The following is a 23,819-nucleotide window of genomic DNA, read 5'->3' on the forward strand; positions in this document are numbered from 1 at the left end:
GCCGCATACCGCTCCAGGTCGGGGCGAGCGAACCATTTACGGTGTACGAGTGCCACTCTACGAATTCGAAGGCAAACGGCCGCAGGTCGATCCGACGGCGTTCGTCGCGCCGACGGCGACTCTGATCGGCGATGTCCGGGTCGAGGCGGGCGCCTCGATCTGGTACGGCGCGGTGTTGCGCGCGGACTTGGCGCCGATCGTCATCCGGGAACGCGCCAACATCCAGGACAACGCGGTGCTGCACGTGCCGCCGGACGTGCCGATGGAGATCGGCCCCGGCGCGACGATCGCGCACAGCGTGGTGTTCCACGGCGCGGCCGTCGGCGCCGAGGCCATCGTGGGCAACGGGACCACGGTGCTGGACCTGGCGAAGATCGGGGCGGGCAGCATGATCGCCGCGCACTCGCTGGTGCCGCCCGGCGCGGAGATCCCCGACGGCGTGCTCGCCGCCGGATCCCCCGCCGAGGTGAAGCGGCCGATCGAAGGCACCCAGGCGCAGATGTGGGTCCAGCTCAACCCGGGCTTCTACGCCGAACTCGCGCAACGCCACCGCAAGGGCATCAGCGAGATCTGATCAGCACAGCAGCGCGGTGACCTCCGCGTCCTCGAGCTGGTGGAAATCGCGGTAGGCGCCGCCGACGCCGCCGAGCGAGCGTGGCACCCACGGGCAGACCGCCTCGTCGGCCTCGTCGGCGACCCGGCGCATCGCCTCCGTCGAGGAAACGGGGACGGCGGCCACGACGCGCGCGGGCCGGTGCAAGCGCGCGACCCGGCAGGCCGCCACCACCGTGGCGCCGGTCGCCATGCCGTCGTCGACGATCACCACCGTGCGCTCCGTCAGCGGAATCGGCCGCGCCGCGCCGCGCAGCACCTGCCTGCGCCGCTCCAGTTCGGCGCGCTCCCGCGCCTCGATCGAGTCCACCTTCTTCGGCGTTATCCCGGTGTGCGCCAGCACGTCCTGATTCAGCACCCGGACACCGTCCTCGCCGATGGCCCCCAGGGCCAGCTCGGGCTGCCACGGCACGCCCAGCTTGCGGACCAGCAGGATGTCGAGGTCACCGCCGATCACGTCGCGGACAGCGGCGGCCACCGGGACTCCACCGCGGGGCAGTCCGAGCACCAGCGGGTCCGCCGCGCGTAGGTGTTCCAGATGCGCACCCAGCGCGTGCCCCGCCGAGGTCCGATCGGAGTAGACCATCGATTCCGAACGCTACTCCGGTGTGCGCTCGGTGATCGCGAATCGGCGCAACGCGAGACTGGGGTTGGTGGTGCGCACCTTGCTCAGATACGCCAGGTCGATGCCCGCGGTCAGCACGCCCGGCTCGTCGCCGAGTTCGGTGAGCACCGCACCGGCGGGATCCACGATCATCGACGCGCCCGCGCCCCGGGGAGCGGCTTGGTCGGCGGCCGCGACGTAGATCGTGTTCTCGATCGCCCGCGCCCGCACCAGCGTGGTCCACTGGTCGACCTTGCCCGGTCCGGGGATCCACTGGGCGGGCAGCAGCAGCACCTGCGCGCCCGCGGCGGCGACCCGGCGCACGCCTTCCGGGAAGCGCAGATCGAAACAGGTCTGCATGCCGAATGTCACATCGCCGACGGTGAAGGTGGCGGGCGCCTCGAGCACGCCCGGCTCGACCACGTCCGATTCGAGGTGGCCGAAGGCGTCGTAGAGGTGGACCTTGCGGTACCGGGTGACGAGGGAGCCGTCGGGGCCGAGCACGACCAAGGTGTTGCGGATGCGGTCGCCGCCGGGCGCGATCTGTTCCACGGTTCCGGCGACCAGGAACACGCCGAACTCGCGGGCGATCGCGCCGAGGCCGGTGACGAACGGGCCGGTCAGCGGCTCGGCGACGGCGACGACCCGCTCGTCGAGCCGGGTCACGGCGAACATCGAGTACTCCGGTGCGACGACCACGCGCGCGCCCCGCTCACCGGCCGTTCGCACATGGTCGCGGACCATGGCGAGGTTGCGCGCGGGGTCGGTCGACGGGGCGAACTGGACGACCGCAACGTCCAGCTGATCCGGCGTCACATCGCGATGCGCGGGCGAGTTGTCCAGTTGCATAGGTCTCACCGTATTGGGGCGGTGGCCGGGACGACCAGTACGAGGCAGTAAACTCCTGGTCAATGAGCACCAATCAGGTCGACAGCGTTTCTGGCGACAACGACAGGGACACCGACGGCCCGTCTTTCGCCGATCTGGGGATCGATGACCGCATCCTCGCGGCCATCGCCGACGTCGGTTACGAATCGCCGTCGCCTATCCAGGCCGCGACGATTCCTCCGCTGCTCTCCGGCGCCGACGTCGTCGGTCTCGCGCAGACCGGTACCGGCAAGACGGCGGCCTTCGCCATCCCGATCCTGATGGGGCTCGAAGCCACCGGTCGCACCCCGCGCGCCCTCGTGCTCGCGCCGACCCGTGAGCTCGCGATCCAGGTCGCCGAGGCGTTCGGCCGCTACGCCGCGCACATTCCCGGCCTGCACGTACTGCCCATCTACGGTGGGCAGAGCTACGGCGTGCAGCTGTCGGGCTTGCGCCGCGGCGCGCACGTGGTGGTCGGCACGCCGGGCCGGGTGATCGATCACCTGGAGAAGGGCACGCTCGACCTGTCGCAGCTGCAGTATCTGGTGCTCGACGAGGCCGACGAGATGCTGAAGATGGGCTTCCAGGAGGACGTCGAGCGCATCCTCGCCGACACTCCGTCGGACAAGCAGGTGGCGCTGTTCTCCGCGACCATGCCCGCCGCGATCCGCAAGATCTCCAAGCAGTACCTGCACGATCCGGTGGAGATCACGGTCAAGGCGAAGACTTCGACGGCCACCAACATCACCCAGCGCTGGGTGCTGGTATCGCACCAGCGCAAGCTGGACGCGCTCACCAGGGTGCTCGAGGTCGAGTCGTTCGAGGCGATGATCATCTTCGTCCGCACCAAGCAGGCCACCGAGGAACTCGCCGAGAAGCTGCGCGCCAGAGGGTTCTCCGCCGCGGCGATCAACGGCGACATCGCGCAGAACCAGCGCGAGCGCACCATCGGACAGCTCAAGTCCGGCGCGCTGGACATCCTGGTCGCCACCGACGTGGCCGCGCGCGGGCTGGACGTCGACCGCATCTCGCACGTGGTCAACTACGACATCCCGCACGACACCGAGTCCTATGTGCACCGCATCGGCCGCACCGGACGGGCCGGGCGCAGCGGCGAGGCGCTGCTGTTCGTCGCACCGCGCGAGCGGCATCTGCTCAAATCGATCGAGCGGGCCACCCGGCACCCGCTCACCGAGATGCAGCTGCCCAGCGTGGAGGACGTCAACGCCCAGCGCGTCAGCAAGTTCGGCGACGCCATCACCGAGAACCTCACCTCGTCGAACCTGCCGCTGTTCCGCAAGCTGATCGAGGATTACGAGCGCGAGCACAACATTCCGCTGGCCGACATCGCCGCGGCGCTGGCGGTGGGCTCCTACGACGGCGACAACTTCTTCATGGAGCCCGAGCCGGAGCCGGTGGAGCGCCCGCAGCGCGACCGCACGCCGCGCGAGCGGCCCGTCCGGCGTTTCGACGAGGAGCGGCAGGGTGGCACGCACCACCGCGCCACCGGGACCGAGCTGGCGACCTATCGCATCAGCGTCGGCAAACGGCATCGCGTGGTGCCCGGCGCGATCGTCGGCGCCATCGCCAACGAAGGCGGCCTGCGCCGCAGCGACTTCGGGCACATCAGCATCCGCCCCGACCACAGCCTGGTGGAACTGCCCGCGCAACTGCCGGAGGAAACGCTGGAAGCGTTGCGGCGCACGCGGATCAGTGGTGTGCTCATCCAGCTGCAACTGGATCAGGGTGCGCCGCAGCATCGCGCGTTCAGCCGCGGCCAGCGTCGCGAGCGCGAGGGCGGCAAGCGGCCCGAGCGCCGTAAGCCGCGTTCCTGAGCCGGGCAGGGTAGGCCGAGGTCAGGCGCGCTAGCTACAGTGTTGCGGTCCGTGTGTAATTCGGCGCACGCCGGCAGCGGGTGTCCCGCGAAGACACAGGAGGGCCGCGTTTGTTCGTGTTCGGTGATCGTGTCGTCTGCACCGCCGTCGATCTCGTCCGCGCGGCGCACTGCGAGTTCGCCCTGCTGCGCGCCCTCGACACCGAACTCGGCACCATCCCGGCCGGCCCCGGTGGCACCGCATCCGGATACGAGCCCGCCTCTGGAACCGATGACGTCCGGCGGCGCCTGCTCGACGACTACCGCGCGCGGTTCGGCGGCGCGGTGGTCGAGATCGACCGGCCGCCGGACGAATCGGGCGATCCGAGCCGCCTCGTCGCGGCACTGACCGCCGCGCACGCCGACACGGTCGCCGCCTTGCGCTCCGGCGCACACGTGGTGCACGGCGCGACCTTCTTCGACGGCCGATTCCATTGCTCCGCCGACTTTCTGGTGCGGGCCGAACATCGGGTCCGCTACACCGTGCACGGCATCGCGCCCACGACCGCCGACCGGGTGGCCGCCGCGCTGGAACTCGCCGCCTGCGCCGAGGCGCTGGACCACTCGGGCGCGCTCACCGCGCCGCTGGTCCGGCTGCATCTCGGCGCGCAGAGCAGCGCCCGGGCGCTGAGCGAACTGCTCCCGCTGTACCGGGCGCGCAGGGACCGGGTGGACCGCATCGTGGACGAGAAGCTGGGCGAACTGCTGCCCGTGCAGTGGGGCGATCCCCGCTACCTGGCCTGCGGCCGCTGCCGCACCTGCGCCGACGCCCTCTTCGCCGCGCGTGACCTGCTGCTGGTGGCCGGCATGCGGCCCGCCGCCCGCGCCCGGCTGCGCGAGGCGGGAGTGAACACCATCGATCGGCTGGCCACCACCGAGATCACGGTTCCCGGCGTGCCGCCGCGCACTGTCTCCGCGCTGCGCCACCAGGCGGCAATCCAGCTGCGGCGCGAAGTTTCGGGCGAGCCGACCTACGCGGTGCTCGACGCGACCGTGCTCGCGGCGCTGCCCGCGCCCTCCCCCGGCGATCTGTCGCTCACCATCGCGGGCGGCGGGCGCACCCCGCTCGTCGTCGAGGTCGGCGGCCCCGACGCCGTGCGTCTCTCGCTGCGCGGCCCGATCGGTTCGAGTGAACCCGGCCGTGCCGCGACCGCCGAACGCCGCGTGCTCGAGCAGGTGCTGGATTACCTGACCCAACGCCGCCGGATCGACCCCGATCTGCACGTCTACCACTACTCCTCGGCGGTGCGGACGGCGTTGCTGCGCTGCACCGGGCGGCACGGCGTCAACGAGGAACTGGTGGACGAGCTACTGCGCGAGGGCGTGCTGGTCGATCTGTATCCGATCGTCCGCGGCGCGTTGCTCGTCGGGGAGTCCTCCTACCGGCTCGACGGGCTGCGCCGCCTGCTGCCGGGACCCGGCGCGGCCGACGAACATGATTGCCGGACGGTGCTGCGGTTGCGCGACTGGTTGCTCGATCGCGCGGCCGAACAACGTGTCGCCACCCGGACCGGGACACCGGCCGCGCGGCGCGCCACCGGCGACCCTTCGCCACCGGCGTCGCGACCGTCCTCGCTGGAGGCCGCGCTCGCGGAATACGCCGCCGCGCAAGGTGATCCGCTGCATCCCGCCGCGCTGATGGCCGCGACGCTCGGCTATCACCGCCGCGAGCGGCAGCCGCTGTGGTGGGCGCACGCCGACCGGCTCACTCACCCGGTGGAGGAATGGGCGGACGCGCCGGGCGTGCTGGTCGCCGACTGGGGCACCGTCGACACCAAATGGCATCGCCGCCCCGACCGCCCGGCGATGCGGCGCTATCTCACCCTGACCGGACGGATCGGCACCGGTCCCAGCGGCGCCCCTGGCCCGAGCGCGCTCACCCCCGGCACCGCTGTCTACACCTTCTACGAACAGCCGATGCCGGACGGCATGGTCACCGACGCGGGGCGGCGGGCCACCGCGACGGCGACGGTGCTCGGCTGCTCGGTGGACACCGAATTCGACGACGCGGTCCGCCTGGAGGAATCGCTGCCCGAGGGTTGCGAACCCTACGACGAACTGCCGTCCGCGATCGCGCCCGGTCTCCCGGCCTGGGACGAGAACGCCGAACTGGCGATCGAACTCGCTGCCCAGGAATTGCTGATGACCTTGCCCGACACTCCGCGCACGGCCGTGTTCGACGTCCTCGCGCGCCGCAGGCCCCGGCTGCGGGGTGACGCCAGGTTGCCCGAGGTGCACGGCGACTACGCCGCTGCGATCACCGCCGCGCTGTGCGCTCTCGACCATTCCTACGTCGCGGTGCAGGGTCCGTCGGGCACCGGGAAGACGGCGACCGTGGCCAGGGTGCTGGAGCGGCTGATCACTCGGAACAAGTGGCGGATCGGCATCGTCGCGCAAACGCCCGCCGCCGTGGAGAACCTGCTCGACGCGGTGGTGCGGGCGGGCGTACTGCCGGAGCTGGTCGCCAAGAAGGACGCGGCGTCCGTCGCGCCGGAGTGGGTGGTGATCGACCCCGCCCGCTCTCGGCGTTTCCTGGACAACGCGATCAGCGGCTGCGTGCTCGGCGGCGAACCGGCCGATTTCGCGAACGAGGAGTCGGTGCCCCGCGCCGGCCTCGACCTGCTCGTGATCGCCGACGCGGGCCGCTTCCCGCTGGCCGAGACCGTGTCCGTCGCCGGGTGCGCGCGCAATCTGCTGCTGCTCGGCGATCCCGTGGCGTCGGCCGCGCGCGGCGCCCATCCGGCCCCGGTCGGCGAATCGGTGCTTGGCTGGCTGGCCGACGGACGCCAGACGTTACCCACCGAGCGCGGCTACTTCCTTGACCGCACTTGGCGGATGCACCCGGCGGTGTGCGAACCGGTCTCCCGCCTGTACTACGACGGCCGCCTGCGCGCCAACGAAACCGTCACCCTGGCCCGGCAACTGCACGGCGAGGACCCCGGCGTGGAGACCGTCCTGGTGGACCACTACGGCAACGCCACCGAGTCACCGGCGGAGGCGCGCGAAGTGGTGCGCCGCGTCCGCGCGCTGCTCGGCAGGTCGTGGACCAGCGGCGCGACCACACGCCGGATGCACCCCCACGACATCTTCGTGGTCGCTCCGTACGCCGCTCAGGTAGCACGCATCCGGACGCTGCTGGCCCGCGCCAAGATCGAGGACGTCCTGGTGGGCACGCCGGATCGCTTCCGCGGCCGGGAGGCGGCGGTGGTGCTGCTGTCCATGACCACCTCTTCCCCCGCCGACGCCCCCTACGGCATGCCGTCGCTGCTGTCGCGCGGCCTGATCCACGCGCTGTGCCGCGCCATGTGGAAGGCGATCGTCATCCGCTCACCGCTGCTCACCGAATATCTGCCCGCGAACCCCGACGAACTCGCCGATCTGGGCGCGTTCCTGCGGCTGACCGGCGCGGGTCAGCCGAAGCAGACGCCCTCGCCCCGATAGGTCGGCACGCCGACGCGGGAGCCGTCCTCGTCGACCAAGTGCACGGTGTCGAACCGCTCGCACAATTCACCGGCTTTCGCGTGCCGGAACCACACCCGGTCCCCGATCCGCAGTTCCGCTGCGCCCGACAGCGGCGTCTGCACTTCGCCCGCCCCCTCGGTGCCGAGCAGTTTCAATCCGCGCGGCCACACCGGTTTCGGCACTCGCGACCGCCCGGCCGGACCGGAGGCGATGTAGCCGCCCGCGAAGACGGTGGCGATGCCGGACGCGGGCCTGCGCAGCACGGGCAGGGCGAAATACAGCGACGGTCTCGGCTCGAACGACCGGTAGTCGTCGAACAGCGTCGGCACGTACAGCCCGGATCCGGCGGTCACCTCGGTGACGTCCGGATCGGCGACGCTGACCTCGATGGATCCGCTGCCGCCGCTGTTGACGATCTCGAGCGCGCCGACCACAGACCGGACCGCGTCCAAGACCTCGGCCCGGCGCTTGCGGATCTCCGCCGCGGAGGCCCGCTTCACCAAGCGCACCGCGACGTTCGCGTCCGGCAGCCCCGCGATCTGCGCCTCATAGGTCATCACGCCGACCACGTCGAAGCCACGCCGCCGCGCCTCGCCCGCGAGCTCGGCCGCCTGTCGCGGCGTGCGAACCGGAGAACGTCGCACACCCAGATGCAGCGGACCGATCCGCAGGGAGGCGTCCACGTCGAGGCAGACCCGTGGCCGCACCAGGTCGGAGCCGACGGCGGCGCGGATCAGGTCGAGTTGCGCGGTGTCGTCGATCATCAGCGTGATCGAGCGCAGCGCGGTGTCGTCGGCCGCCAGTTCGGCCAGCGCGGCGCGATCCACGCTCGGATAGCCGAGCAGCACATCGCGCGCGCCGTGGCGCACGAGCCACAGCGCCTCGCGCAGCGAGTAGGACATGATGCCCGCGAAGCCGCCCGCCGCGGTGAGATCGGCGCCGAGGACTTCGGCGAGCACGGCGCGGCAGCGCACGGATTTGCCGGCCACCCGCACCGGCGTGCCACCGGCTCGCCGCACCAGGTCGGCGGCGTTCGCGCGCAGGGTGGACAGGTCGATGGCGGCCAGCGGCGGGTCGAGTTCGGCGGTGGCCGCGTGCAGCCCCGCGATCGGCGACGTCTCGGTCACCAGGACAACTCAACCACCAAGTTGGTCAAACGTCCAGTATTTGTCAGCGCTCCGTCGCCTTCGTGGCGAGCGCGCTGACCATCTCGTCGAGCACCACCAGCATGGTCTCGTCATTGCAATCGGCCAGCCAGCGCAGCACCGTGCCCTGCACGATCGACACGACATTGCAGGCGATCGCCTCCACCGGCTCCAGCCACTGCGTGCCCGACAACTCGGCACACATCTCCAAGAAGGCGGTGACTTCCGCGTCCTTCTCCCGGTAGAAGTCGGTGGCGATCGGATCCGGGAAGCAATCGGTCTTGACCGCCCAGCGGGCGCGCAGCGCCTGCAAGGTCATCTCATACGACCTGATCTGCTTTTCCGGTGTGGCCTTGACCAGCGGCCAGTAGGCACTGACCCCCGCGTGCAGCAGCACGCGCAGCGCGCGCAGGCCCGTGTAGTCGAGCGTGGCCGCCGCCGCCTCGACCGCCTCGATGACGGCGGGTCGTAGCCGGATTTCTGTTATCACTTCTCCACGTGCGCTCAACGACGACTCCCTCTCGGCGAAAGAACTCACGCACCTGCGTCGGCGCGACTCGCTGAACAGGGCGGGCAACTTCGGGAAACACCTGGCTGCCCGGTCCAACGTTCACCAATGGTAGACATTTTTCGGGGTTTGAGAACGGGTTCGATGGGTAATTCCGGACTGAAAGAATGTTTTGTTACCCAACCGGGATCGGTATGCGATCAGGCCGTGTCGCCCGGAAATCGCGCTATGACGGTGGATCTCGGCGCCGCCGGCACGCTGGACAGACCGTTGACAACGGTACGGTCCGGGCGCCGGGCAACCCAAATCCTGTGGCGAATGCCACAGCGAAACCGCCCAAAACGGTCAGCTTATCGTGCGGGGTTCGATCCGCGACCGGCGTCCTTCCGTTCCGCGCTGGGGATAGCCTGGATCGGTGACACTCTCGCCCCCCGCCGACCAGTACTTCCTCTCCGGCACGTTCAACTTCCGCGACACCGGCGGGCTGCGCACCGATGAGGGCGCCAAGGTCCGCCCCGGAGTCCTGCTGCGCTCGGCGCAATTGAGCGGGCTCGACGACGCCGGCCACGCCGCGCTGCGCGAGCTGGGCGTCAGTGCCGTCCACGACCTGCGCGGACAGCGCGAGATCGACCACATCGGCGCCGACCGGCTGCCCGCGGACGTCCGGCTGACCATCACGCCGTTCGACTCCCGCATGGCCGAAGCGCCGCCGCACGAGGCGACCGCGCGGACCGCCTACACGCACATGCTCGAGGTGTACCGGATGTTCCCGGCGCTCCCCGAGGCGCACGCCGCCATCGCTTCCCTCGCCGAGTCCATCCTGCGCGGCGACGGCGCCGTGCTCGTGCACTGCGCGGCGGGCAAGGACCGCACCGGGTGGGCCGTCGCGACGCTGCTGCGCGCGGTCGGCGTCACCGAAGCCGACGTCCAGGCCGACTACCTGCTCAGCAACGGTGCCGTCCCCGCGCTGCGCGCCCTCATGACGGACAAGCTGCTCGGCGGCGAGGAACTCTCGATCGACCTGCTCGGCGTTCGCGAGGAATACCTGGACATCGCCACCGCCTCGATGCGCGAGTTGCACGGCGATCTGCACGGCTATCTCGCGACGATCGGGCTGACGCCCGACCTGCTCGGGCGGCTGCGCGAGCGAATGCTGGAGTGAGGCGAGCTCACTCCACGGGCACTGCTTGCCTGCGCACCAAGCCGTCGGCGTCGATCGTCACCTGATCGCCGGTGTGGAACCAGGTTCCGGTGAACCGCGCCGCGGTCGTGGTCGGGTCGTCCCAGTAGCGCGGGGTGACATTCGGCCCTCGGCACAGCAGTTCGCCGTGCCCGGCGGTCGCCCGTGGGCCCCACAGCGCCAATTCCGTTCCGCCGAACGGGAAACCGAGCACCGCGGCGGTGTCGGGCGAGTCCGCCCGCTCGGCGTCGTCCACCGCCAGACCGATCCCGCTGGTCTCGGTCGCGCCCCATACCGACCACTGCCGTGCGGCGGGGAACACGCCGCGCAATTCGACCGTGAGGTCGACCGAAGTGACCGCAGACGCGGCGCGTTCGGCGCGATGACCGGCTTTGCTGATCCGCGCGATGCCGTCGGTGCGCAATCCGTCGGCGCGCAGTTCGGCGAGCCGGGGCAGCAGGCCCGCGAAGATCCGCGGCGTCGCGGAGACCATGTCGACGCGCTCGGCGGTGATGGCTTCGGCCATGCCGCGGGTGTCCCGGGCGAGCACCACGGTGCCCCCCACGGCGAAGGTCGGCAACAGCTGATCGACACAGCCGCTGGCGTGCGCCAACGGCAACAGCACCAGGTTGCGCAGACCGTCGGTCGGCAGGTCGAGCGCCGCGACCACCGAGCGCACGGCCGACAGCAGGTTCTCGTTGGTCAGCTCGACGCCCTTGGGCGTGCATGACCCGCTCGTGTAGCACAGCAGCGCGAGGTCGCCCAGCGCCGCGCCGTCATCGATGTAGGCGGCGCCGTCGGGCAACTCGGTCGCGCAGGCCTTGTCGCCGAGCACGAAATCCGCACGGCTGTCGGCGATCACGCGCTCGGCCATCCCCTCCGGAAGCCCGTCGTGCACCAGCACCGGCACCGCGCCGCTGAGCAGGGCGCCGAGGAACGCCTGCACCCACCGCGCGCCGGTGGGCATGTGCACGGCGACCCGGTCGCCGTATCCGATGCCGTGCTCCTGCAGGCCGCCGGCGATGCGGGAGGCGGAGTGCCACAGCTCCCGGTAGGTCAGGCGCGGGCCGCCGACCTCGACCACGGCTTCACGACTGCCGAAGGCGTGCACTTGCAGGTCGAGTAGTTCGGTCAGCGCCGGCGTGAGGTTTCCGTAGCGCAGCACCCCGTCGGCGCCCCGGGCCAGCGGGTTGTCCCAGACGTGCGGGCGGGTGAGGGGATATTCGACGAGCAACTGCGACATTCGTCCTCCGCGTGCCTCGATTTATCAGGCACTGCGACTATATGACGCATGTCACAACTTCGCTGGAATAGGCGATGAACGTGTCCCAGCTGTCACCGGCCCGCGTAGCGCGCCTTCCCCGGACCCTGCTCGAGGAAACTGCGCACACCGCCCTGTAGGTCCTCGGTGTCGAACAGCGCGCCGGACACCTCCGGTGTCACCGAATCCGCGTGTGCCACACCGCCGGAACGCCAGGCCTCGATGATCTTCTTGGTCGCCGCGTTCGCCTTCGTCGGGCCCTCGGCCAGCCGGTGGGTCAGCGCGCGCGCCGCGGCGTCGAGGTCCTCGTGCACGGCGTTGACCACGCCCCACTCGGCCATGGTCGCCGCGTCGTAGAGGTCGCCGGTCATCACGAACTCGCGGGCGCGTCCCGAGCCCGCGCGCTCGGCCAGACGCTGCGGACCGCCCATCGACGGGGTCAGTCCGACCACGATCTCCACCAGTCCGAACTTGGCCTTCGGCGCCGCGAGCAGGATGTCGCAGGCGAGCGCGATCTCGAACGCGGCGGTCAGGGTCAGCCCGTGCGCGGCGAACACCACCGGGCACGGCAGCGCCTCCAGCGGATGGATGATCTGCGCGAACAGCGTGCGCCACAACTCGGCGCCCTGCTCGGGGGTCAGGCCGTCGAAGACGTGCACGTCGACGCCGCCGGAGACCACTTTGCCCTCGGCGCGCAGCAGCACCGCACGCGGCGGCCGCGCCGACAGCTCGGCGATGTCGGCGATCAGGGCGTCCAGCATCGCCCGGTCGAAGAGGTTCAGCGGCGGGTGGGCGAGCGTGAGGGTCGCCACCTCCGCTCCGCCTTCGGTGACGTCTCGTTCCAGGCGGGTGGCCTTCGTTTCACTCATCCGGTCAGCGTACGAGGTCGATCTGGAAGACTGTCGATGTGACCAAGTCGGCCAGTGCAAGCGGTTCCTACGTCGAGCCCGGCGAGTTCAAACGCGACACGAACTACATCACGACCCGGATCACGGCCGACGGCCGCGACGGTTACCCGGTCGAGCCGGGGCGCTACCGCTTGGTCGCGGCGCGTGCCTGCCCGTGGGCCAATCGCACGCTGATCGTGCGCCGTCTGCTGGGGCTGGAGCCGGTGCTCTCGCTCGGGTTGTGCGGACCCACCCACGACAAGCTGAGCTGGACCTTCGATCTGGATGCCGGCGGTGTCGACCCGGTGCTCGGCATCCCGCGGCTGCGCGACGCCTACCTGGCCAGGTTCCCGGACTACCCGCGCGGCATCACCGTCCCCGCCGTCGTGGACGTGCCGACCGGCCAGGTGGTCACCAACGACTACGCGCAGATCACGCTGGACTTCTCCACCGAGTGGACCGCGCACCACCGTCCCGGCGCGCCGCAACTGTACCCGGAGCCGCTGCGCGCGGAGATCGACGAGGTGAACCTCGCGGTGTTCCGCGACGTCAACAACGGCGTCTACCGCTGTGGGTTCGCCGGGGCGCAGGACGCCTACGACGCCGCCTACGACCGGCTCTTCGCCCGGCTGGACTGGCTGTCGGAACGCCTTGCCGCACAACGGTATCTGGTCGGCGACACGATCACCGAGGCCGATGTCCGGCTGTTCACCACGCTGGTGCGCTTCGACGCGGTCTACCACGGGCACTTCAAGTGCAACCGGTCCAAGCTCACCGAGATGCCGGTGCTGTGGGCGTACGCGCGCGATCTGTACCAGACCCCCGGCTTCGGCGACACGATCGACTTCGAGCAGATCAAGACGCATTACTACGTGGTGCACCGGGACATCAACCCCACCGGGATCGTCCCCAAAGGCCCCGATCTGGCGAACTGGCTCACCCCGCACGGCCGAGAAGCCCTGGGCGGCAGGCCGTTCGGCGACGGAACCCCGCCGCCGCCTCCGCCGCCGGGCGAACGCGTGCCCGCGATCCACCCTCCCGAGTAACAGGCGCACCCGTCCGGGTCGAAAGCGAGGCAGCCGCCGGTGGAACCGATGCGGCTGGGTACTTCGTTGTCATGACGAGCTGACGGCAACCGGTGCCATACAGTTCTACCCAGCAGACCGGAAGAGGAGGATGCCGCCGATGCTCAAAGGCGCGTTCGAGAAGACGGTGGTCGAACTGCTCGACACCGGGTCCCGCCTGCAGGCCCCCGCGGTCGCCAAGTACGTGGACCGCATTCGCCGCTCGCACCCTGGCGAGAGCCCCGCACAGATCATCGACCGGCTGGAGAAGCAGTATCTGCTCGCCGTGACCGGCAGCGGCAGCGCGGTGGGCGCGACCGCGGCTTTCCCCGGCGTCGGCACCGTCGCGGCCATCGCCGCGGTGAGCGCGGAGACCACCTTCTTCATGGAGGCCTCGGCGGTGTTCACCCTGGCGGTGGCCTCGGTGCACGGCATCACGCCGGAAGACCAGGAGCAGCGCAGGGCGCTCGTGCTGGCGGTCGTGCTCGGCGAGAGCGGCATGCAGATCGTGCAGAAGAGCGTCGGCACGTCGGCGAAGAACTGGGGCACGGCGTTCGCCAACCGCATCCCCGGATTGTCGAGCATGAACGATTCGCTGCTGAAGCGGTTCATCATCCGTTTCATCACCAAGCGCGCCGCGCTGATGGCGGGCAAGGTGCTGCCCGCCGGTATCGGCGCCGTGATCGGCGGCGCGGGTAACCGCGCCTTGGGCAAGGCCACGATCACCAACGCGCGCAAGGCATTCGGGCCGCCGCCCAGCACCTGGCCCGCCGACCGCCACTTGGTCGTCGACGCCGATCCGCTCACCGCGATCGACCCGGCGAAGCCGCGCCCTCCGGCCACGCCGCGATGAGCGGGGCGCGGCCGATCGCGTTCGCGGTCCGGGGACTGACCAAGCGGTACGAACTGGCGACCGCCGTGGCGGACGTCAGTTTCACCGTGCCGTCCGGCGCCATCGCCGCGCTGGTCGGCCCGCGCGGCGCGGGCAAGACCACCATCCTGCGCGTGCTGCTCGGGCTGCTGGCCCCGACCTCGGGGACGGTGTCGGTCGGCGGGCCCGGATCCCGGCGCGACGGCGCGGGCTCCGCGAGCGTGATCGGCGGCGTCCTCGCGCCACGCGGACTGCATCCTTCCCGCACCGCACGCGACCACCTGTGGATCTACGCCGCCGCGGCGAACGTCGTCGACAGCCGGGCGACCGACGTGCTCGAGCTGGTCGGGCTGGGCGAGCACGCCGGGACGCAGATCCGCGACCTGTCGGCCGGACAGCAGACCAGGCTGGCGCTGGCCACCGCACTGCTCGGCGACCCCCCGCTGCTGGTGCTGGACGATCCGATGGAGGGGCTCGACCCAGCCGAACGCGGCTGGTTGCACGACTTCCTGCGCAAGCACACCCGCCGCGGCGGCAGCGTCCTGCTGACCAGCGAGACCCTCGGCGCCGTGCTGCCCGCCGCGGATCAGCTGGTCGTGCTCAGCGAGGGCGCGGTGGTGTATCAGGGCACTCCGGCGCGCTTGCGGCGCGGGCATCCGGACCGGCTGGTCGTCGCCGCGTCCACCCCCATCGCGCTGGCCACCATGCTCGCCGCCCAGGGCTTCACCGACGCGGTGATCCGGCCGGACGGCCGCCTGGCCGTCGCCGAGGCGAACGAAGCTCAGATCAGGACGGCGGCCACCGCGGCGCAGGTGCGGATCGATAGCATCGTGCCCGACCCGATCCACCCCGACCGCGTGCTCGCGTCGCTGACCAGACCCACCGCCGCGCCCGCGCCGCACTACCCGGGCCTCGCCCCGCAGCCACCCTCGCCGACGCCGTACGGAATCCCACGATGATCGTCACTCTGCCCGCGGACCTCGTGCCGAACGTCAACTCCGAGGCGCGCAAGGTGCTCACCATGCCGCGCGGCCGGACGCTCGCGGCCGCACTGCTGGTCGTCGCGCTGCTGGCGAGCGTCGCGTCGGCGAGCCTGGCCGGGCCGCCGGATCCGCGCGGCCAGCCCGCCACCGGCGCGGCGACGATCGGCCTCTACGTCGGCCTGGCCTTCGTGGTGCTGGCGGCGGCGGTCTTCGGCGCGGTGGCGACCGGCGCGGAGTACCAGTACCGCAGCATGGCCGTGACCACGCTGTTCAGTCCCGACCGCGATCGGCTCGCCGCCGCGAAGTTCCTCGTCGTCGGATGCTGCGCGCTGGCGGCGGCGGTGGCGGTGGAAATGGTGTCGGCCGGCGCGCTGTTCGGCGTCGGGCGCGGCAAAGTCCCCGTCACGGGAGAGTTCTTCGCGGTGCTCGGCGGGGGGCTGCTCGCCGCGGTCTGCTGGTCGCTGATCGGCGCGAGCGCGGGCATCCTGCTGCGGTCTTCGACCAGGGCGGTGGCGCTGCTGCTCGGCTGGAGTGTGCTCGCCGAGCCCTTGATCTGGCTGATCGCGCGCGGTCTCGGTATTCCGGGCGTGGTCACCCTGCTGCCCGTCTCCGCCACCGTCGGCACGGTCGCGGTCGGCTCCTATCCCGACAGCGACCTCCTCGCCCCCACCCCGGCCGCCGTGGTGGTCCTGCTGCTGTGGGCCATCGGTCTGGGCGCCACGAGCTGGTGGAACCTGCGCACCCGCGACCTGTGATCCCCGGCCGCCCAGGGAACAACGACTTGTCGGCAGGTGTCGGTACCGTCGATGACGAACACGGTACGACGAAGGGGGCGAGCGAAAGACGTGGACGGGGGATGCAGTCCGGGGTGGATACGCAGGCTGTGGGACGAATGCCTACCGCACCGCGCGGTGCTCGGCGGGCTCGCCGCTGCGGTGCTCGGCGGGGCGGTTGTCGAGACCGCGGGGCCGCTGCTGACGAAGCGGGCCGTCGACGCGGCCGGGATCGGTGACACGGCGGCGATCAGCGTCGTCGCCGGGCTGATCCTGGTACTGGCCGTGAGCCGGTCCGCGGCCGGGTTCGGGCGGCGCTGGCTGGCCGGGCGGCTGTCGCTGGACGTGCAGCACGCGCTGCGGGTGCGGCTGCTCGCCGCGTTGCAACGGCTCGACGGCGTGGGGCAGGACACCCTGCGCACCGGGCAAGTGGTGTCGCGCTCGATCACCGACTTGCAGCTCGTCCAGGGGCTGCTGGCCATGGTGCCGCTGTCCGGCATGGCGCTGCTGGAATTCGGGCTCGCCGCCGCCGTCATGATCTGGCTCTCCCCGCCGCTGGCCGCCGTCGCGTTGCTGGTGGTGCCCGCGATCGGCCTGGTGGTCTACCGCATGCGTCCGCGACTGCACGCGGCCACCTGGTCCGCGCAGCAACGCGCCGCCGACCTGGCCCAGCACGTCGAGGAGACGGTCACCGGGGTGCGGGTGGTCAAAGGCTTCGGCCAGGAAGCGCGGATGGTCGATCAGCTGGAGCGGCACGGCCGCAAGCTGTTCGCCGAGCGGATGCGGGCCGCGCGGATCGATGCCGGGTTCGCGCCGACCGTCGCGACGATTCCCCAGCTCGGGATGGTCGCGGTCATCGCGCTCGGCGGGCTGCTCGCGCTGCACGGCGATATCGGCATCGGCACCTTCGTCGCGTTCGCCGCCTACGTCGCCGTCATGACCGGCACCGCGCGCATCCTCTCCTCCGTGATCGTCATGGCCCAGCTGACCAGGGCGGCGGCCGAGCGGGTCTTCCAGGTGATCGACACCGCGCCGGTGATCGCCGAACCCGAGCGCCCGGTCGAACTGCCGGACGGCCCGCTCGGCATCGAGATCGACGCGCTGCGTTTCGGCTTCGATCCGGATCGTCCGGTGCTGCGCGAACTCGACCTGCGGGTGCGCCCCGGCGAGACGGTGGCGATCATCGGCCCGGCGGGCTCGGGCAAGTCCACGCTCGCCCTGCTGCTTCCCCGGTTCTACGCGCCCGACGCGGGCCGGATCCGATTGTTCACCGAAGCCGGCGCGCCGCACGCCGGTTCGGTCGACGTGGCGAATGCGCGCGCCGAGACCGTCGACATCGCCGACGTGCGCGCCGCCGACCTGCGCGCCGCCATCGGCGTCGTCTTCGACGATCCGTTCCTGTTCTCCGACACCATCGCGGCCAATATCGCGCTCGGGCGACCGGATGCCACCGACGAGGAGATCAGGCAGGCGGCAGTGCAGGCCGCGGCGGACGAATTCATCGCCGAGCTGCCCGACGGCTACGACACGGTGGTCGGCGAGCGCGGTCTCACCCTCTCCGGCGGCCAGCGCCAGCGAATCGCACTGGCCAGGACGCTGCTGACCCGGCCGCGCATCCTGGTGCTCGACGACGCCACCTCCGCGGTGGACGCGGTGACCGAGGCCGCGATCTTCGACGCGCTGCCCGACCGCGGCGGGCGCACCACGCTGATCCTCGCGCACCGGGAGTCGACGCTCGCGCACGCCGATCGCGTGATTCGGCTGCCCGCGCCCGCCGGGCACGTCGCTCCCGAGCCGGACACGTCCGCTCCGGAAACGCGAATCTCTCCCGGTTCCGCCGGTCGGCGCTTCGGCGCCGCGGCGGCCGACATCAGCGAGACCCCCGAGCTGCGCCGGGCCATCGAGCAGCTGCCGCCCGCCACCGAGCAGCCGGGCATGGACTCCGAACGCATTCGCCAGCCGGATCCGCGCTTCCGGCTCGGCCGCCTGCTGCGCCCGGTGCGTGGGCTGGTGCTCACCGTCATGGCGCTGCTGGCCGCGGACGCCGCGATCGCCATCGCGTTCCCGCCGCTGGTGCGCTACGCCATCGACGGCGGTGTGCTCGGCGGCGACGCCGCGGCGCTGGTCCGCGCGACCGTGCTCGGCGCGGTGCTGGCCGCGGCCGGCCTGGCGGTCGGCGCGGCCACCACGTTGCTCACCGCGCGCACCGGGGAACGGGTGCTGTTCGCCCTGCGGGTCCGCAGTTTCGCGCACCTGCAACGGCTCGGCCTCGACTACTACGAGCGCGAGCTGTCCGGGCGGATCATGACGCGGATGACCACCGACGTCGACGCGCTGTCGACCTTCCTGCAGACCGGCGTCGCCACCAGCCTGGTCGGGCTGCTGACGCTGGTCGGCATCACGGTCGCGCTGCTGGTCATCGATGCGTCGCTGGCTCTGGTCGTGCTGGCGACGGTGCCCGCCCTGGCGATCGCGACGGTGCTGTTCCGGCGGGTGTCCTCCGCCGCGTACACCGTGTCGCGCGAGCATGTGTCGGCGGTCAACGCCGACTTCCAGGAGAACGTGACCGGCTTGCGCGCGGTGCAGGCCAACCGGCACGAGCCGCGCGCCGCCCGTCGCTTCGCCGAGTACTCACAGCGCTACCGCAACAGCCGGTTGCGGGCGCAGCGGGCGATCGCGCTGTACTTCGCGTTCGTCGTCGGCTGGGCCGACGTGGCGTTGGCGGTGGTGGTGTACTTCGGTGCCCGCGAGGTCGCCACCGGGGCGACCAGCGCGGGCACCCTGGTCGCGTTCGTGCTGTATCTCGAGCTGCTGTTCGTGCCGATCCTGCAGTTGTCCCAGGTCTTCGACAATTACCAGCAGGCCAGGGTCGGGTTGCGCCGGATCGGTGACCTGCTGCGCACGCCGTCCTCGATCGCCGCCGACCCGGCCGACCCGGTGCCCATCGGTTCCGGGCTGCGCGGTGACGTGGCGTTCGACGACGTCCGCTTCCACTACCCGGGCAGTCGCGTTCCGGCGCTGGACGGCGTCTCGCTGCGCGTCCCGGCGGGTTCCACCCTGGCCCTGGTCGGTCCGACCGGCGCGGGCAAGTCGACCGTCGTCAAGCTGCTCGCGCGGCTGTACGACCTGCCCGCGGATGATCGCACCGACCCGCGTGAACTCGCCGAGGCAACCGCTGCCGGCGCGATCCGGGTGGACGGCGTCGACCTCCGCGACTACCGCCTCGCCGACTACCGCTCGCGGCTGGGCATCGTCCCTCAGGAAGCTCACCTGTTCACCGGGACCGTGGCGAGCAACATTGCATTCGGGAAACCATTCGCCACCGACGAAGCGATCGCCGCCGCGGCGGCCGCGGTAGGTGCGACGGAGATGATCGACGGCCTGCCGCTCGGGATGAACCAACCGGTCGGCGAGCGGGGCCGCGGCCTGTCGGCCGGCCAACGGCAGCTGATCGCGCTGGCCCGCGCCGAACTGGTCGCTCCGGACTTGCTGCTGCTCGACGAGGCCACCGCGACGCTCGACCCGGACGCCGAGGCATCGGTGCTGGCAGCGAGCCGGTCGCTGAGCCGCGACCGCACCACGGTGATCGTCGCGCACCGGCTCGGCACCGCCGCGCGCGCCGACCGGATCGCGGTGGTCGACCATGGGCGGATCGTGGAATTCGGCGAGCACGCGGAGCTGCTCGCGGCGGGCGGGCAGTATGCCCGGCTCTGGGCAGCGGCGCGGGCGTCGGAGGGAATATTCTCGGATGACGCCGGGTCATCACCAATAGGGTCGGGGGTGTCGGGTGGTCAGTGAATCCGCCGATTTGCTGCTGGGCCTATCCTCAGATAGGGCGCATCGGCGCGCAATCCGCTGATCCCCGTGCCGGGCACGTCACAAACGTCGCAGCGCGAAGAACGAAATGAGGCGAACACCTGCTGTGAGCAGCTCAACATCCCAGTTCGGACAGAACCAGTGGCTAGTCGACGAGATGTATCAGAAGTTCAAACAAGATCCATCATCGGTCGACGAGAGCTGGCACGAGTTCCTGGCCGACTACACGCCTGACGCGAGTGGCGACTCCGGCAACAGCCAGTCCGCCCCCGCGCCCGCGCAGGCTGCCGCTGCCGCACCGGCTTCGACGGCCACCAAGCCCGCCGCCGCCACGCGCAACGACGCCAAGCCTGCCACCCCCGCGGCCCCGAAAGCGCCCGCACCGGCCGCCGCCAAGCCCGCACCGGCCGCCGCCAAGCCCGCCGCCGTGACCACGCGCGCACCGCAGACCACCCCGGCGCCGACGTCGAACGCCGCGCCGACCTCCGGCCCGAAGCAGGCCGACACCGCCGCCGACGAGTCCAAGGTGCTGCGCGGCGCGGCCGCCGCTGTGGCGAAGAACATGTCCGCCTCGCTGAGCATCCCCACCGCGACCAGCGTGCGGGCCATCCCGGCCAAGCTGATGATCGACAACCGCTTGGTCATCAACAACCACCTCGCCCGCACCAGGGGCGGCAAGATCTCCTTCACCCACCTGCTCGGCTACGCCATCGTGCAGGCGGTCAAGGCGTTCCCGAACATGAACCGGCACTACGCCGAGATCGACGGCAAGCCGAACGCGGTCACCCCCGCGCACACCAACCTCGGCCTCGCCATCGACCTGCCCGGCAAGGACGGCAGCCGATCGCTGGTCGTCGCCGCCATCAAGGGCTGCGAGGCGATGACCTTCGGGCAGTTCCACACCGCCTACGAGGACATCGTCCGCCGCGCCCGCGACGGCAAGCTCACCGCCGAGGACTTCTCCGGCGTCACCATCTCGCTGACCAACCCGGGCACCATCGGCACCGTGCACTCGGTGCCCCGCCTGATGAACGGTCAGGGCGCGATCATCGGCGCGGGCGCGATGGAGTACCCCGCCGAGTTCCAGGGCATGAGCGACGAGCGCATCGCCGATCTGGGCGTCGGCAAGCTGATGACGCTCACCTCCACCTACGACCACCGCATCATCCAGGGCGCGGAGTCCGGTGACTTCCTGCGCACCATCCACCAGCTGCTGATCGCCGACGAGTTCTACGACGAGATCTTCCACGGTCTCGGCGTGCCGTACGAGCCGGTCCGCTGGCGCAAGGACGTCCGCGAACGCGGCGTCGACAAGAGCGCGCGCGTGCTGGAGATGATCGCGGCCTACCGCAACCGCGGCCACCTGATGGCCGACACCGACCCGCTGCGGCTGGTCAAGGACAAGTTCCGCAGCCACCCGGACCTGGACGTCACCCAGCACGGCCTGACCCTGTGGGACCTGGACCGCACCTTCAACGTCGCCGGCTTCCACGGCCAGGAGCGGATGAAGCTGCGCGACGTGCTGTCGGTCCTGCGCGACGCCTACTGCCGCCACGTCGGCGTGGAGTACACCCACATCCTGGACGTGGAGCAGCTGCGCTGGATCCAGGACCGGGTCGAGCAGAAGCACGCGAAGCCGACGGTCGCGCAGCAGAAGTACATCCTGAACCGGCTGAACGCGGCCGAGGCTTTCGAGACCTTCCTGCAGACCAAGTACGTCGGGCAGAAGCGCTTCTCGCTGGAGGGCGCCGAGGCCGTCATCCCGATGATGGACGCCGTCATCGACCAGTGCGCCGAGCACAGCCTCGACGAGGTCGTCATCGGCATGCCGCACCGCGGTCGGCTGAACGTGCTGGCCAACATCGTGGGCAAGCCCTACTCGAAGATCTTCACCGAGTTCGAGGGCAACATGAACCCGGCCGCCACCCACGGCTCCGGCGACGTGAAGTACCACCTCGGCGCGCAGGGCACCTACCTGCAGATGTTCGGCGACAACGAGATCGAGGTCTCGCTCACCGCGAACCCCTCGCACCTGGAGGCGGTCGACCCGGTGCTCGAGGGCCTCGTGCGCGCCAAGCAGGATCTGCTGGACAAGGGCGACGGCGCGGAAGGCTTCTCGGTCGTGCCGCTCATGCTGCACGGTGACGCCGCGTTCGCCGGTCAGGGCGTGGTCGCCGAGACGCTGAACCTGTCGGGTCTGCGCGGCTACCGGGTCGGCGGCACCATCCACATCGTGGTGAACAACCAGATCGGCTTCACCACCGCTCCGGAGAACAGCCGCTCCACCGAGTACTCCACCGACATCGCGAAGTTCATCGGCGCGCCGATCTTCCACGTCAACGGCGACGACCCGGAGGCGTGCGACTGGGTGGCGCGCCTTGCGGTCGACTTCCGGCAGAAGTTCCGCAAAGACGTCGTGATCGACATGATCTGCTACCGCCGTCGCGGCCACAACGAGGGCGACGACCCGTCGATGACCCAGCCGTACATGTACGACGTCATCGACACCAAGCGCTCGGTCCGCAAGGCGTACACCGAGAGCCTGATCGGCCGTGGCGACATCTCGCTGAAAGAGGCCGAGGACGCGCTGCGCGACTACCAGGGCCAGCTGGAGCGGGTGTTCAACGAGGTCCGCGAACTGGAGAAATACTCGCCTGGACCGAGCGAGTCGGTCGAGGGCGACCAGCCGGTGCCCGCGAGCGTCGTGACGGCGGTGGACAAGTCCATCCTGCAGCGCATCGGCGACGCGTTCCTCAACGTGCCCGACGGCTTCAACGTGCACCCGCGCGTCAAGCCGGTGCTGGAGAAGCGCCGCGAGATGGCCTACGAGGGCAAGGTGGACTGGGCCTTCGCCGAGTTGCTCGCCTTCGGCACGCTGATCGACGAGGGTCGCGCGGTGCGCCTGACCGGTCAGGACTCCCGCCGCGGCACGTTCACCCAGCGGCACGCGGTGATCATCGACCGCAAGACCGCCGAGGAGTACACCCCGCTGCACAACATCGGCAGCGAGAACCCGGGCTGGTTCGCCGTGCACGACTCGGCGCTGAGCGAATACGCCGCCGTCGGTTTCGAATACGGCTACTCGCTGGGCAATCCCAACGCGCTGGTGTTGTGGGAGGCGCAGTTCGGTGACTTCGTCAACGGCGCGCAGTCGATCATCGACGAGTTCATCTCCTCCGGTGAGGCCAAGTGGGGCCAGCTCTCCGACGTCGTGCTGCTGCTGCCGCACGGTCACGAGGGCCAGGGCCCGGACCACACCTCCGGCCGCATCGAGCGCTTCCTCCAGCTGTGCGCGGAAGGCTCGATGACCGTCGCGGTGCCGTCCACCCCGGCCAACTACTTCCACCTGCTGCGCCGCCACGCGCTCGACGGCATCCGCCGCCCGCTGATCGTCTTCACCCCGAAGTCGATGCTGCGCAACAAGGCCGTGGTCTCCGACCTGAAGGACTTCACCGAGAGCAAGTTCCGCTCGGTCTTCGACGAACCTGCCTACGAGCAGGGCATCGGCGACCGCAGCAAGGTCAAGCGCATCCTGATGACCAGCGGCAAGCTCTACTACGAACTCGCCGCCGAAAAGGCCAAGCAGAAGCGCGAAGACGTCGCCATCGTGCGGATCGAGCAGCTCTACCCGCTGCCCACCCGCCGCCTCAACGAGGCCCTGGAGGGCTACCCCAACGCCACCGACCTGGCGTGGGTCCAGGAGGAACCGGCCAACCAGGGCGCCTGGCCCTTCTTCGGCCTCAACCTCCCCGAAACCCTCCCCGCCCGCTTCGCCAACACCCGCCTGCGCCGCATCTCCCGCCGCGCCATGTCGGCCCCGTCCTCGGGGTCGAGCAAGGTGCACGCGGTGGAACAGGCGGAGATCATCGCGGAGGCGTTCGAGCCGACTAGTTAGTTTCCTGCTCTGACGCCG

The 23,819-nt window shown here is 70.7% G+C and carries 16 protein-coding genes; 10 read left to right on the top strand and 6 right to left on the bottom strand.

Annotation, left to right across the window (positions count from 1 at the left end; all coding sequences use genetic code 11):
* Positions 1 to 49 precede the first annotated feature (49 nt).
* A complete protein-coding gene (locus tag U3653_RS27450) occupies positions 50 to 574 on the top strand; it encodes a gamma carbonic anhydrase family protein (RefSeq protein WP_195082075.1) in 525 nt (174 codons plus the stop codon).
* Here U3653_RS27450 and U3653_RS27455 read toward each other — a convergent pair whose 3' ends face one another.
* Positions 575 to 1,198 carry a phosphoribosyltransferase gene (locus tag U3653_RS27455; RefSeq protein WP_195082076.1) on the bottom strand — a complete coding sequence of 208 codons (624 nt, stop codon included), beginning with the start codon at positions 1,196 to 1,198 and terminating at the stop codon, positions 575 to 577.
* A 12-nt stretch (positions 1,199 to 1,210) separates the two neighbouring features.
* A complete protein-coding gene (locus U3653_RS27460; protein ID WP_195082077.1) occupies positions 1,211 to 2,065 on the bottom strand; it encodes a carbon-nitrogen hydrolase family protein in 855 nt (284 codons plus the stop codon).
* A 62-nt stretch (positions 2,066 to 2,127) separates the two neighbouring features.
* On the opposite strand from U3653_RS27460, the gene U3653_RS27465 reads away from it, so the two are divergent.
* Together U3653_RS27465 and U3653_RS27470 are read left to right on the top strand one after the other, a co-directional pair.
* The gene (locus U3653_RS27465) at positions 2,128 to 3,918 is read left to right on the top strand and encodes a DEAD/DEAH box helicase (protein ID WP_195082078.1); all 1,791 of its coding nucleotides are present in this window, start codon (positions 2,128 to 2,130) and stop codon (positions 3,916 to 3,918) included.
* A gap of 116 nt (positions 3,919 to 4,034) precedes the next feature.
* Positions 4,035 to 7,397 carry an AAA domain-containing protein gene (locus U3653_RS27470; RefSeq protein WP_323124378.1) on the top strand — a complete coding sequence of 1,121 codons (3,363 nt, stop codon included), beginning with the start codon at positions 4,035 to 4,037 and terminating at the stop codon, positions 7,395 to 7,397.
* On the opposite strand, the gene U3653_RS27475 is transcribed toward U3653_RS27470, so the two are convergent.
* The gene (locus U3653_RS27475; protein WP_195082080.1) at positions 7,367 to 8,545 is read right to left on the bottom strand and encodes an alanine racemase; all 1,179 of its coding nucleotides are present in this window, start codon (positions 8,543 to 8,545) and stop codon (positions 7,367 to 7,369) included. The two genes, U3653_RS27470 and U3653_RS27475, sit on opposite strands and share 31 nt — an antisense overlap.
* A 43-nt stretch (positions 8,546 to 8,588) precedes the next feature.
* Positions 8,589 to 9,071, bottom strand: coding sequence for a TetR family transcriptional regulator (locus U3653_RS27480; protein WP_195082081.1), 483 nt, complete (start codon positions 9,069 to 9,071; stop codon positions 8,589 to 8,591).
* Positions 9,072 to 9,486: 415 nt separating this feature from the next.
* Here U3653_RS27480 and U3653_RS27485 point away from each other — a divergent pair, with 415 nt between their 5' ends.
* Positions 9,487 to 10,233 carry a tyrosine-protein phosphatase gene (locus tag U3653_RS27485; RefSeq protein WP_195082082.1) on the top strand — a complete coding sequence of 249 codons (747 nt, stop codon included), beginning with the start codon at positions 9,487 to 9,489 and terminating at the stop codon, positions 10,231 to 10,233.
* Between the two features lie 7 nt (positions 10,234 to 10,240).
* Here the strand turns inward: U3653_RS27485 and U3653_RS27490 are convergent, their stop codons facing one another.
* Both U3653_RS27490 and U3653_RS27495 read right to left on the bottom strand, forming a co-directional pair.
* The gene (locus U3653_RS27490; protein ID WP_195082083.1) at positions 10,241 to 11,494 is read right to left on the bottom strand and encodes a class I adenylate-forming enzyme family protein; all 1,254 of its coding nucleotides are present in this window, start codon (positions 11,492 to 11,494) and stop codon (positions 10,241 to 10,243) included.
* Between the two features lie 92 nt (positions 11,495 to 11,586).
* Entirely contained in the window at positions 11,587 to 12,381 is a 795-nt protein-coding gene (locus U3653_RS27495) for an enoyl-CoA hydratase/isomerase family protein (RefSeq protein WP_195082084.1), read from the bottom strand.
* Between the two features lie 38 nt (positions 12,382 to 12,419).
* Between U3653_RS27495 and U3653_RS27500 the strand changes: the two genes are divergently transcribed.
* The 6 genes from U3653_RS27500 (at position 12,420) to U3653_RS27525 (ending at position 23,801) form a co-directional block, all read left to right on the top strand.
* The gene (locus tag U3653_RS27500) at positions 12,420 to 13,445 is read left to right on the top strand and encodes a glutathione S-transferase family protein (protein ID WP_195082085.1); all 1,026 of its coding nucleotides are present in this window, start codon (positions 12,420 to 12,422) and stop codon (positions 13,443 to 13,445) included.
* Between the two features lie 139 nt (positions 13,446 to 13,584).
* Positions 13,585 to 14,316 carry a hypothetical protein gene (locus U3653_RS27505; RefSeq protein WP_195082086.1) on the top strand — a complete coding sequence of 244 codons (732 nt, stop codon included), beginning with the start codon at positions 13,585 to 13,587 and terminating at the stop codon, positions 14,314 to 14,316.
* On the top strand, positions 14,313 to 15,293 hold the full coding sequence (locus U3653_RS27510) for an ABC transporter ATP-binding protein (protein WP_195082087.1): 981 nt from the start codon (positions 14,313 to 14,315) through the stop codon (positions 15,291 to 15,293). Before U3653_RS27505 ends, U3653_RS27510 begins: the two co-directional genes overlap by 4 nt.
* Positions 15,290 to 16,072: an ABC transporter permease gene (locus U3653_RS27515; RefSeq protein WP_195082088.1), complete on the top strand. Its 783-nt coding sequence runs from the start codon at positions 15,290 to 15,292 to the stop codon at positions 16,070 to 16,072. The genes U3653_RS27510 and U3653_RS27515 overlap by 4 nt, the downstream gene beginning before the upstream one ends.
* 51 nt (positions 16,073 to 16,123) lie before the next feature.
* Positions 16,124 to 19,888 carry an ABC transporter ATP-binding protein gene (locus U3653_RS27520; RefSeq protein WP_195082089.1) on the top strand — a complete coding sequence of 1,255 codons (3,765 nt, stop codon included), beginning with the start codon at positions 16,124 to 16,126 and terminating at the stop codon, positions 19,886 to 19,888.
* A 175-nt stretch (positions 19,889 to 20,063) separates the two neighbouring features.
* Positions 20,064 to 23,801, top strand: a complete 3,738-nt coding sequence (locus U3653_RS27525) for a multifunctional oxoglutarate decarboxylase/oxoglutarate dehydrogenase thiamine pyrophosphate-binding subunit/dihydrolipoyllysine-residue succinyltransferase subunit (protein WP_435406590.1) — start codon at positions 20,064 to 20,066, stop codon at positions 23,799 to 23,801.
* The last annotated feature ends 18 nt before the right edge of the window (positions 23,802 to 23,819 follow it).

It is taken from the genome of Nocardia implantans, assembly GCF_035544775.1.
In the GTDB taxonomy this organism is placed as follows: domain Bacteria; phylum Actinomycetota; class Actinomycetes; order Mycobacteriales; family Mycobacteriaceae; genus Nocardia; species Nocardia implantans.

Bases quoted from the DNA above. Each gene is read 5' to 3' on its own strand.
- U3653_RS27515 (WP_195082088.1), top strand. From the start codon at position 15,290: ATGATCGTCACTCTGCCCGCGGACCTCGTGCCGAACGTCAACTCCGAG.
- U3653_RS27505 (WP_195082086.1), top strand. From the start codon at position 13,585: ATGCTCAAAGGCGCGTTCGAGAAGACGGTGGTCGAACTGCTCGACACC.
- U3653_RS27490 (WP_195082083.1), bottom strand. From the start codon at position 11,494: ATGTCGCAGTTGCTCGTCGAATATCCCCTCACCCGCCCGCACGTCTGG.
- U3653_RS27525 (WP_435406590.1), top strand. From the start codon at position 20,064: ATGTATCAGAAGTTCAAACAAGATCCATCATCGGTCGACGAGAGCTGG.
- U3653_RS27460 (WP_195082077.1), bottom strand. From the start codon at position 2,065: ATGCAACTGGACAACTCGCCCGCGCATCGCGATGTGACGCCGGATCAG.
- U3653_RS27455 (WP_195082076.1), bottom strand. From the start codon at position 1,198: ATGGTCTACTCCGATCGGACCTCGGCGGGGCACGCGCTGGGTGCGCAT.
- U3653_RS27465 (WP_195082078.1), top strand. From the start codon at position 2,128: ATGAGCACCAATCAGGTCGACAGCGTTTCTGGCGACAACGACAGGGAC.
- U3653_RS27520 (WP_195082089.1), top strand. From the start codon at position 16,124: ATGACGAACACGGTACGACGAAGGGGGCGAGCGAAAGACGTGGACGGG.
- U3653_RS27495 (WP_195082084.1), bottom strand. From the start codon at position 12,381: ATGAGTGAAACGAAGGCCACCCGCCTGGAACGAGACGTCACCGAAGGC.
- U3653_RS27510 (WP_195082087.1), top strand. From the start codon at position 14,313: ATGAGCGGGGCGCGGCCGATCGCGTTCGCGGTCCGGGGACTGACCAAG.